Origin of the sequence: Streptococcus sanguinis (genome assembly GCF_026781265.1) — a bacterium.
GTDB classification, from domain to species: Bacteria; Bacillota; Bacilli; order Lactobacillales; family Streptococcaceae; genus Streptococcus; species Streptococcus sanguinis_T.
In genome coordinates, this window is the sequence record NZ_JAKUVC010000013.1 from 1 (window position 1) to 10,535 (window position 10,535).

9 protein-coding genes and 1 pseudogene are annotated in these 10,535 nt (G+C 35.5%); 7 read left to right on the forward strand and 3 right to left on the reverse strand.

What is annotated here, in order from left to right; genetic code table 11:
- The 3 genes and pseudogenes from MK370_RS10860 to MK370_RS10870 form a co-directional block, all read right to left on the reverse strand.
- Window positions 1–107, reverse strand: a pseudogene (locus MK370_RS10860) (transposase); the annotation flags it as partial.
- A gap of 71 nt (window positions 108–178) precedes the next feature.
- A complete protein-coding gene (locus tag MK370_RS10865; protein WP_268685259.1) occupies window positions 179–1,435 on the reverse strand; it encodes a toxic anion resistance protein in 1,257 nt (418 codons plus the stop codon).
- 24 nt (window positions 1,436–1,459) lie between these two features.
- Window positions 1,460–2,305, reverse strand: a complete 846-nt coding sequence (locus MK370_RS10870) for a hypothetical protein (protein ID WP_268685260.1) — start codon at window positions 2,303–2,305, stop codon at window positions 1,460–1,462.
- A gap of 148 nt (window positions 2,306–2,453) precedes the next feature.
- On the opposite strand from MK370_RS10870, the gene MK370_RS10875 reads away from it, so the two are divergent.
- From MK370_RS10875 to MK370_RS10905, 7 genes are all read left to right on the forward strand, one after another.
- Complete coding sequence (locus MK370_RS10875) at window positions 2,454–3,371, forward strand: streptodornase (RefSeq protein WP_268685261.1); 918 nt, start codon at window positions 2,454–2,456, stop codon at window positions 3,369–3,371.
- A gap of 149 nt (window positions 3,372–3,520) precedes the next feature.
- Window positions 3,521–3,670 (forward strand): hypothetical protein, encoded by a 150-nt coding sequence (locus MK370_RS10880; protein ID WP_268685262.1) that lies wholly within the window; start codon window positions 3,521–3,523, stop codon window positions 3,668–3,670.
- Window positions 3,671–3,803: 133 nt separating this feature from the next.
- Entirely contained in the window at window positions 3,804–5,099 is a 1,296-nt protein-coding gene (locus MK370_RS10885) for a hypothetical protein (protein ID WP_268685263.1), read from the forward strand.
- A 2-nt stretch (window positions 5,100–5,101) separates the two neighbouring features.
- Window positions 5,102–5,611 carry a hypothetical protein gene (locus MK370_RS10890; protein ID WP_268685264.1) on the forward strand — a complete coding sequence of 170 codons (510 nt, stop codon included), beginning with the start codon at window positions 5,102–5,104 and terminating at the stop codon, window positions 5,609–5,611.
- 13 nt (window positions 5,612–5,624) lie between these two features.
- Window positions 5,625–8,405, forward strand: a complete 2,781-nt coding sequence (locus MK370_RS10895) for a TraM recognition domain-containing protein (RefSeq protein ID WP_268685265.1) — start codon at window positions 5,625–5,627, stop codon at window positions 8,403–8,405.
- Between the two features lie 346 nt (window positions 8,406–8,751).
- The gene (locus tag MK370_RS10900; RefSeq protein WP_268685266.1) at window positions 8,752–9,228 is read left to right on the forward strand and encodes a hypothetical protein; all 477 of its coding nucleotides are present in this window, start codon (window positions 8,752–8,754) and stop codon (window positions 9,226–9,228) included.
- Between the two features lie 75 nt (window positions 9,229–9,303).
- Window positions 9,304–9,966, forward strand: a complete 663-nt coding sequence (locus MK370_RS10905) for a hypothetical protein (RefSeq protein WP_268685267.1) — start codon at window positions 9,304–9,306, stop codon at window positions 9,964–9,966.
- The last annotated feature ends 569 nt before the right edge of the window (window positions 9,967–10,535 follow it).

Consider the following 10,535-nt stretch of genomic DNA (forward strand, 5'->3'; position numbering starts at 1 on the left):
TTAAGATTTGAAAGGTTCATTCCATATTTTTCTGAAAGTCGCTTGAAGCTGATTCCTTGTTTTCTTAGTTCATAGATTCGAACTTTATCCTCATAAGTTAATTTCATTTAAAAACACCCCAAAAGTTAGATTTTTTTCTGTCTAACTTTTGGGGTGCAGTTCATCTAGGCTCTTTTACTTATTCTGTAGTTAATTCTTTCTGGGCTTCCTTGCCTTGGTCCAACAGGGCTTGGATAATCTTTTGATCACGCAGTTTGACAGAGTTGTTGATGGTCTCTGCAGACTGGATAACAGTAGCTTCTAGTAGAGCGCGTTTTTCCCGTCCTTTATCAATGGCTTCGATAATGCCTTGATTTTGTGCGACGAGGCTTTCTGCCAGTTTGGTGACAGACTCAACAGCGATAGTAGGACTTTGGGAAATTCGTTCCAGCTGAGGAATGACTTCCCTGCTCGTTTCAGCGAGCATTTGCAGGGCAGCGTTATTCGCATTAGAGATAGCGTCAGCTACCTGAGCAGACTTCATGGATTGCTGGAGAATGCCTAACTGGGCGATAGACAGCTTCATAGTTGGAATGGTATTGCGGCGGAGCATTCCGAGCTTTTGGCGCATATCAGAGGAAACCTTGACCAGATTGCGCATTTGAGGCGTTGTCGCCCAAGCCACATAGAGACGGCTGACATATTCAGTGTGTTGCTGCTCTAGGGTATTGACCACCTCTGTCATACGAGCTAATTCTTGCGATTTGACTTGGTAGTCAACGGTTGTCATATCTAACTGAGCAACTTCAGCCTGCAGTTTGAGCGCTCGATTGCCAGATTCTTGCTGAGCAGCTTCGATAAAGGAAATAACTCCGACTAGGTTTTCAATTGATTTGGTATTGTCCTCAATCAGCATTTCAGCAGAAACAATATTGCGAGCCAGAACGTCTTCTTGCTTGACAACGGTTGCAGCCATGCCGTCCATTTTCTGCTCAATATTTTGTGAGTCAAAATAGAATTCTTGAAGAGTGTTTTTGCTCTGTTTGAAGAGTTTTTCCAGAAAATTAGGCTTTTTGTCCAGTTCTGCTACTTGAGCATCCTTGTATTTTGCGACAAAACCATTGAGTTCTTTGTTGGTGTTTTTTAAGAGCTCATCTACCTGGGGAATTTGTAATTTTTTCTGCTCGGCTAAGATACGATTGACAGTACCGTTGACCTCTTCTACAGCAGATTGGCCAAAGTCCAGCAAGGCATTTTGGTCCGATACGAAATTATCCACCAGCTGCGGAGCTTTAGCCGTAATCGCACTCTGTTGCTCAGGAGTCAGTTTTTCCAGAAAAGTTAGCTGGCCATTTCCTTTAGTCGTAGTGGATTCGATGATTTCTGTTGTTTTGTCGCTTTTGCTGATGGCATTGTTAGCAATTTTATCAATGTCAAAATTAAATTCTTGACTCATAGTTTCTCCTTTGGTTTATATAGCTTAAAGACCAGTGCCTGTTTGCTTTTCTTTGTCTAAGATGCGCAGGCTAATGTCAAAGTCCCTCAAATCGGCTTCATTTAATTGGCGCAGCGCTTCGTCTAGATCCAAGTCAAACTGCTCGATAGCAGCTTTAGCCTTGGCTAGCCGCTCCTCTGCATTGTAAAAATCTTTGGGAGAAGCTTTGATTTTAAGGTAGCCTTCTAAAATATCTTCGTAGTGCTCCATCTGGGACTGATGAATGGCAGTCAGCTCTTCCTTGTTGTTGCTTTCGGATTGAGAGATTTTTTGAAGAATGCCCTCATGGTCAATCTGAATATTGCGAACCGTAGCGACCAATTCTGGGGCTAGCTCTTCTAGACTAGTTTTCTTAGGCTGAGCTTCTTTTCGTTTTTTCTCTCGTTCAATCTTTTTCAGTTGTTCATCGATTTCATCGGTGACAGTACGAATTTTGGTCTGGATTCGCTGGTAGACCGAAGTAGGAATTTCTCCCCGTAGGTCGTTAGCAGCATTTTTGATATAGGTTAGCTGGGGAAGAATTTCTAGTGCTAAATTCTGATAGCTTTCTTGGTCCCCATCTTCTTGGTAGCCTTCCAATTCTTTAATGCGGCGGTCAGCATGACCAATCTCTGATTTTAAATCTTCAATACGGCCAATGCTGGCTTGCTTTGCTTCAATCCGAACTTTTTTCTGGCTTTGGTGGCGATAGATTCCGTAACCAATAGCCCCCAGAATAGCTATGGGAATTAGATAGCTGGCTACAGCTCCAGAACCAAATACAAATACAAGTATCCAAATCCAGCTAAACCATTCTGGTTGCTGGTTGGAATCATCATTTCTCCTCGACATGGACGTTTCTCTTTCTTCTCAATGTGATATCTCTATTTTAACATAAAAGCTGGTTTTTGAAGGATAAAGATTGAAAAGTTTCAATAAGCAAGGTCATTTTGCAAAATTTTTTGGTAAAATAGAGTATCAAGAATAAGGAGTTTGCAATTTGAATAAAGATAAAAAAAGCTCTTCGCTAAAAGGTTGTATTAGTGGTGTGATAATTGGAAGTGTATTGATTACAGGTGCTCTAGGCTATGCTTCTCTAAATGGCATAAACCTGAATGTTCCACTATCTTTTCTAAAATCAATATTTATGGGAAATAAAGGAGAGATTGAAAAATCTGCGAAAGATATTAAAAGTGCAATTGCTGGCGAGTCGAAAGAAACTAGTAGCAAGGTAACTTCGTCAATACAAGCTGAGTCAGAAAAACAATCTGAAGAAACGATTGCACATTATGAGCCCATGCCCTTTTCAGGTGAAAAGCAGATTAAAATTGGACAATTGGATCAGTACCAACGTGCTGTATTTGGGCATATACAGCTTAAATATTCTGATAAACCAACTAACAATCGCGAGCTCCAAAGTAGCAATGAGCCAGTAGGTTTGAAAAATTACCGCTTTAAATATGAGAATGAGAATGGAAAAATTCAAACAGCGACTCTGATGGAAAAAGGCAATTTACTTCCGTACAGTTTTCTGGGAGAAGTATCAGAAAAAAACAATATCATTCCAGTGACGCGTTATTTAAAAGTGGGAACTCTATCTGATAAAGTAACAGATGCTGAAAATCCTTATAGTTTGCTTTTTTATGAAAAAGCTTTAAATGAATGGCTTAAAGAACATAAAGACTATACCTTAGATTATTATACTGTTGCTAATTATCAAGATGACGAATTAGTTCCTCGTAGCATTTCATTATTTTGGATGGGATATGATGCTAAGGGAAAAGAGATTAAGGTTGAGTTAAAAGATGCAGGAAAGGCTGTTTATAGCGGGAATACCTGCAGTGTGACACTTCTTAATGTTTCAAAAAATGCAAAAATTAATTATAAGACAGGAGAAGCTACTCCTCTCATAAAATAATAAGAAAATATTTGCTAGATCACTACTTAGTTTTGAAAATGTATATTTTTAATTTGTTTAGGATATGTTCATATCTCGATTTCACTAACTAATTGACTTTAGAAAGTGAATGTCTTATACTAAATACAATTAAGTCAGGAGCAAAGCCTATGTTATATTATTCTGCAATCATTGTTGGATTGCTTGTGGTATCTTTATTCTATATAGTCAAAGGTACTAGTCAAAATTTATTAAAAAAAGAAGCAATAGCAGTTCCTATTATTGTTGCTGTAATTTTAGGATTTTTGCTATTTTTGTAGGAGTATTCTAATTTTGGAAAAAAAAGTCTGCAACTGCAGACTTTTTTCATAATATGCTTTAAATTTTTTGGGGAAATTCGTATAATATAAGCAATAGACATTTTAGATTAAGATGCGAAGGAGTTTTCAAGTTATGTTGCCATTAAGCGAATTTAAAAAACGAGGATATGAGAATATTCGTTATCCCAAAGCTGATAATGGGAATGAGATGCGCTCAATAGTTTTGGCTAATCGAAAAAAGAATGACAGTAATTGGTATGACGAAGAGAATATGTCTCTAGGAGTGACGCTTGTTTCTGAGGAAATTATAGAAAATGTCAAGAATAACTTATACCGTCGTCCTTTTAATCGCTCGTTGATGGAAGATAGCTCAAGATGTGAACAAGCTAGACAAGAGGTCTTCTCAGCTGTTGTTATAGGGATTATAGAAGCGGCACCAAGTATTTATAAAGAAGATAAAGATACTGTCGTCTTTGAAGACATGTTGGTATGTCGACCTATTGATGCTAATTTATCTGATTTGAGAGTATATGTTCCACATCGTAAAGCCGGCATGTTTCAAACGATGGATTTAAGAAATATGATTGACCGAATCGTGCCATTAAAGATTGTTGATTTGAAAGAACGACACTATTCTAAATTCCAAATGCCATTAGGAGTTAAAAATAATTATGCTGCATTAGGGGACATTGATATTGCTGAATTGCTGATGAATTCTGAAGCTATTGAAATTGCTAGAACACAGATTAAAGAAAATGAAGGTGGAAATTTCTATCAAAGGATAGGACAGAGAAAGAAAGCTTTAGAAGAAAGAACTCAGAATGGAATTATTAGTTATGTAAATCAGTCGGGAGTATATGTGTTAGATGAAAATTTACGAAGCTATAAGATTCCTAAAAAAAGATTTGGATATGGAGCTTTTTCTAAGATACATCCATTAGAGTATTATGCTGAAGTCGGGAAACTGATTGAGTTTAATTTTGTTGGCTGGAAGAAAGGAAAGAGCTCAAAAATTGAAACAGAAGAGAGTAATAGTTTTTCTCCATCAGATTTTACTTCTGAACAATTTATACTATGGGGTAGTTCGATTGAGCTGGAAACATCACCAACAGACAGATTAAAAACTTTGATTGATGATAGCATGCTGGTAGGTTCAGTTCACACGGCTTATTTAGTAACCTATGATGTTGTTCGTGGTCATTTGATTGAATTGGAGGGTTTTCCAGGTGTCACAGTAAAACTTCGCAATACAGAGAGACTGGATAAAACTTTGGTTTATACGCATAAACCTCTGTCTGTTGTAGTAAAACGTGCTAGATATAGAAAACTTGAAGATAATCAAATAATTTTTTATGTCCATTGTGAGTTCAATACAGATATGCGAAATGCTGAGCGAAGTGTTTCATTGAATGGCTTCTTCAAGAGATAATATTGTTATTAGAAGCTAATATGACTCATCGAGATACTAGTTTTTATGAATGGAGACACATGATTATTTATTATATATTTTTTGCTCTTAATGCTATTCCTTGGATGATTGTAGTTGGTGGAGCTATTTGGTGGTATGTTGCTAATAAGGCCAATAATAATCTGAGTATGATGAAAGCGTTAAAAACAATCATCTTTGCCCTGATTTTTATTTATACGATTCGATTCCTAGCTTTAACTGTGTTTTCTATTTTATATAATAAAGATCAGGTTGGGAAGATTGATGTGAAAGGATTTAAGGATATTTTTACTGTTTTACAATTGCTTTTACTAGCTTTCTTACCTTCTTTTGCTAACACTCAAGCCACCATTTTCAATTATCAGAAAATGTTTACTGAAGGAAGAAAACGAGAGAGTGCCACAAGGGAGAGGAGCTCTTTGATTGTTGGTTTAGTTATTACAGTTGTGGGAGTTATAATCTTGCAGTTTTTCAAATCCATTTTCGTTTATTAACTTAGGAGAAAACATGAGAAAATATTTAAGTACACTACCCTATAAGAGGAATGGCTATAGGATGCTTGATGTTATACTACTGGCTTTTCGCAAAATAATTCAAGGCTCACTCTATTTTTCGATTACGATGGTTGTGTTGACAATCTTAGGGATTGTTTTTAGAATCCAAGTGCCAGATATCATATTTTTGATATTGTTTGGATTATTGATATTTAATAACATTATAGCTCTCTACTTTGGTGTGTGGCACACTCGGTTAGCAAGTAGACAAAGGTTTGAATTATTTGAAGAAGTAGAAGCCTTTCCGCGTAACAAACGTGTTGCAGTGATGAAAAAATTCATAATGCTATCGTTTGTGAGTGCCATTATGTCGGGAGTTGCTATTATTATTTTGACTATTAACAATTATATTCTCGTTATTGTCAATAATGCTTATGTGAGTGCTGATAGATTTTTAAAGTATTCTGATTGGCCAATTAGCTATCGATCTATGCACCTTTTGATAGGGGGACCTATATCCAATAGCTTGATGATTGTTCTTCCTATTTTAATTTATGTATACATGTTTTTTAATACTTACCAGAATGAAGTGAGTCCTTACAGTAAGACGCTGGTAGATCAGTGGATTGAATCTCGCTTTTTTAAAGACAAGTGTATCGATGGATTAGTTCAAGATAGAGACACAGATGGCCTATCGAATATCAGGATAGGAATTGATTCGAAGTACAGAAATGATGTCATAATGAATGCTGCAACAAGAGCACTTAATGTTGTCTTTTTTGGCCTGATAGGTGTAGGGAAATCAGCTTCAATTGCTAAACCTATAATTATTAATGATACTGAGAATTTCATTTATTATATTCGACAATACGCAGCTTATATCAAGGCAAAACGGGCTGAAGTAGCAGCAATGAATCTTCCATCAGAGGAATCAGACTTGCTACTAGATACCTTATATGAAGATTGGTTTACTAAGGGACTGGGGAAAAATCTCACAAATGGCTTTTATGTAAATGAACCTTCAGGAGATTTGATACAAGATGCGCTGGAAATTATAGAAAAATCTGGGCTCCCTAAAGAAGTGGTCTGGCATGTAAATCCACCTAAAGAGGATACTGATGCCATTAATATTTTTGATGCAGATCCAGAAATTGCTTCTGCTTTAGCGGCTGACCTTTTCAGGAATTTTAGTGAGGGAGACGGTGGGAGCGCAAATCCGTTTTTTGCGAATAGCGAAGAAGCACATACTCGTAATGTCACATCTTTACTAATTATTACTGCTCAGGTAATTGGAGCTCCTATTAACCAACGCTTAAATGGAAATGCTCCAACTTTATCAGAATTCAATGATATTCTTCAGAGCAATGATTATATCTTTGCTCGCTTAGAAGTATTAAAAGCTATCGCCCAAAGAGAAGAGAGGATTTTCGATAAAATTGATAGAGAATATAAGGAACAATATCAGAAAGAATACAATGCTTGGATGCAAAATGGTGGGATTGACTTCCGTTTTGATGCAAATCAATCTGCTCGATTAAGAAAATTATACTATTCTCACCGCGCTGCAGAAAATAAATTGAAAATTATGAAAGACACTATTTCATACTTTTCAAACAACTTATTTACGAATCCTCATACAAATGAAGTTGGTTTTTCATTCGATGCAAATATCAATGGGTTAAAAGCAGTTATTAGACGATTGTCATCTAGCCCTGATGTTCGCCGTGTATTTTTCTCTCAGTCAACTAAAAATGTAGACGTTCTTTTGAAAATGGGAGGAGTTCTTCTAGTGAATTCAGCAAAAGCAGAATTAGGAGACTCAAATAGCCGGATGGTTGGTCAAGTCGCAGAAATCATTATGCAAAGTGGAGCATATAGAAGATTACCAAATAAGTCTCCTTTGTTCCCTTATATGAACGATGAGAAGAACACGATTCTTATGGCTCGTGATCAAGGATTTCTTGATCAGAATCGGAAGTTCCGAACACCAGCCTTGCATCTATATCAAAATTATGAGCAAGCTGTAGCAACTGTTGGAGCTGATCGAGCTGATGCTCTTTTCCAATCGTATCGAAATGCTTTCGTCTTTCAGCAAGGAAGCCCAGCTTCTGTAGAATATATAGCTAATCGAGCTGGGGATAAGTATGTATTGGAGCAGACAGATCGCTATGGTCAAGACGATATGATGGCTGGTAATGAGAACAACTCCAGAAACGTCAGTGAACAAGTTGTTGAAGAACCTCAGTTGAAACAATCCGATATGGCTAAATTAGAACAGTTTGAATACGCTGGTGTTATGGTTGTTGATGATGAAGTTTCGGATATAATGTTTGTGACCTCGGTTCCTAATTTTAGAATGCCTATGTTTAATGATGAACATTTTCAGCCGATTTTTAATATTAATAATCCAGCTGACAGAGAGGCGTATGAAATTTGGTCAGAGATGGTGGAAAAATGTTACATCAAAAATGGTACTCGTGATTCATTGACAGAAAAAGACTTTACTCCTGAGGAATGGTCGAAAATTATGGCTGTACAGGAACCAAACGTTCTGGGAGAGACTAAAGTCAATCAAACAAAATCCTTTACATCAAATCAGGGAGAAAGTCAAAATAGCAAAAAGGATGAGGATACAACCTCACCAATGAAGAATATAGATCAAAAAACGAATTCTTCCTTGTCTGTAAATGAATCAGAATGGAAACAGTCTCAGGTTGATTTTGGAAAGGAAAATATAGATTTTCAAAATCTAATAGAAATAGATAATTCAGATGAGACTGAAGAATTGTGGTAAATATTTATTTTCTAAGATTGGATTTAATCTAATAGATTGATTTAGAAAGGCAGTACGCATGTTAAGTAAGTTATCATCCTGGAAACAGGAGAAATCCAAAATAACTTCAATGTTCTCAGATGTATCATTTGTGATATGGGGAGTATTTTCCTTACTAATAATTCTATTTCTTTTTAGTACAATTATAATTGTGAATCACCATGTTATTTTCTACTTTCCATTTCACCTTTTCAATATCGGACTAATACTGTTGCTAATTAGTGGGTCGATTCTATACATTCGATATATCGGAGTAGAGTATTTCAGGTATAGTTGGAAGTCGCAATTTGTTCTGTACATCTTTCCCTTGTTAGCAGTGCTAGCAGGATTTCTCTTTTCTCTTATAGTTCCTTTACATACATATAAGGATCAGGGAGATGGAAGCATATTTTTAGCAAGTCAATTTGATAAAGAGGTTTTAGAACAAACTTTTTCTCCGATAAAGTTATCGAACAGGGATGTTGAAAATCCTAGTAAGCCTTACTTACCTAATAAAAAATTATACATATTCTATAAACTAGGATGTCCTTATTGTAGAGCAGGTATTACAAAAGTTCTATCTCAGCTAAAAGATCAACAAAAAGAAAAAGTGGCATTTATTGATTTGAGTGACCCCAACAACGCTCAATCTGCAAAGAAATTAGGAGTTACACAGGCTGCGATGCTTATAACCTTTGACAATCAGAATAGGAAAAGTATAATGCGTCTTGCTGATGGGGATGAATCGAAACCAATCGTTGATGAAGTGGCTCTCTCACTGATTGAGAAGTTCACGAAAGAATAAGGACGAATATCTATTCTCTTGCTTCTGTGATTACTTTAATTAGAACAAGGCGAATATCATAAAAAGAGGTATCATTTGAACGTAATTATAAAAGCTCTATTAAGTGGTGTATTCTATGCAGTAGTGTCCTTTCTTGTGAAATGTTACTACCTACGGCAGCTTGTCTGGGAAAATGAGTATCATTTAAATGGTGTAATTTCTTACATGATAGGCGCTGCAAAATGGGCCTTACGATTTATTTTTCTATTAACAATTTATAATATGATTCAATATAGAAATTATGTTGAGAACGGCATCATCCTTTTCTTTCTTTTATTGCCAGCCATTGCATTAAATTTTGGCCAAAATAAAAGATATCTGCAAATTTCCTTAGATAAGTGGTTTCGCAATAATAGAGTCAAACGTTTTTCTGTTTGTCCCCATTGTGGTATAGGAAATGTTTTTTATCGAGAGTTTCTTAGTGAAAAATATTCTGATTTATGTTATTTTCTCATTACAAATAAACAAGAGCTGATTTATTTGGGTCTTTACGATTTTGAACAAATTGCAAGAGATTTTGTAGATGAAGTTAGTAGTTATGAGAGGTTGATTTCTCATTATTACCCGTATTTACAAGTATATCCTGCTAATAGTATGTTAGTAGATGGAGAAATTTTAGAATTTGGTGAAAATTGCTACTGTTCCAGATGTTTAAAACAGGTTAATACTACTCCTGTAAAATATGGAGTAATTGACTGATACTAAATTTATCTTCTTTCGATTATATAGAAGGAACTATAAGAGAGAAATGAAAATAAGGTATTTTTAAAGTTAGAATCTCAAAGTTAACCACTTTGGGATTTTTAAAAACTAAAAAACCAGCCTCTGTTAAGAAGCTGGTTCACTAACTCAGATAACCACAATCTAGGTTAGTAAAAAGTTGATTCAGTTAGAACAACAGTTCTAGGCTGAAAAACACATGTTAAAGAAAATAAGATTTGGAATCTCGATTTTCTTTAAATAAGAAAATGTAAAAGATGAAGATTCATTTAAATCTTACAAACCTCAATTAATAAAACGACGGTTTAATTGAGCTTGTTTATCTTTTACGTTTTCATTATAACTCAAAGATTTGAATAATTCAATTGCTAAACTAGAGAAGACTTCACCATTTAAATAGTAATCAGCTAATATTTTCTTTGATTTTTATCTTGAATATGCTATACTAGTCATGTAAAAATTTTATTTTTATCTCTTATGATCCAGAATGAGAGGAACCGATAGTTCGGTTCACAAGAAAAACGCTCAGTGAGCTGGAATTGATAAAG

Excerpts from the sequence above, each read along its gene's own strand:
- MK370_RS10865 (WP_268685259.1), bottom strand. The coding sequence starts at position 1,435 with ATGAGTCAAGAATTTAATTTTGACATTGATAAAATTGCTAACAATGCC.
- MK370_RS10880 (WP_268685262.1), top strand. The coding sequence starts at position 3,521 with ATGTTATATTATTCTGCAATCATTGTTGGATTGCTTGTGGTATCTTTA.
- MK370_RS10895 (WP_268685265.1), top strand. The coding sequence starts at position 5,625 with ATGAGAAAATATTTAAGTACACTACCCTATAAGAGGAATGGCTATAGG.
- MK370_RS10885 (WP_268685263.1), top strand. The coding sequence starts at position 3,804 with ATGTTGCCATTAAGCGAATTTAAAAAACGAGGATATGAGAATATTCGT.
- MK370_RS10870 (WP_268685260.1), bottom strand. The coding sequence starts at position 2,305 with ATGTCGAGGAGAAATGATGATTCCAACCAGCAACCAGAATGGTTTAGC.